The 255-nt window shown below is 39.2% G+C and carries 1 protein-coding gene; it reads left to right on the forward strand.

Annotated elements, in window-relative coordinates; all coding sequences use genetic code 11:
* Positions 1 to 255: hypothetical protein (locus tag ACLMCG_RS23125; protein ID WP_413961453.1), on the forward strand; the 255-nt coding region annotated here is incomplete at both ends.

Here is a 255-nt window from a genome sequence, read left to right on the forward strand (position 1 = left end):
CTTGGATTGGGAGGTATCTGGCAGGCAGTAGTGGAGTGCAGGGAGAACAGTATGGGTTTAAAATACCTTGTCGCTTATTATGTTTCGGATAATCCGTTTGATTCTGTTGATCTTTCAATGTTACTATCGGATATACTTCCGGATTATATGGTTCCTTCAGCTTATGTTCATTTGAAATTTTTACCGGTTACAATAAATGGGAAAATTGACAGGAAATCCCTGCCCGAGCCTTTATTTAGAGGTGAAACGGAATAT

Source organism: Chryseobacterium sp. S90 (assembly GCF_047444895.1).
Taxonomy (GTDB): domain Bacteria; phylum Bacteroidota; class Bacteroidia; order Flavobacteriales; family Weeksellaceae; genus Chryseobacterium.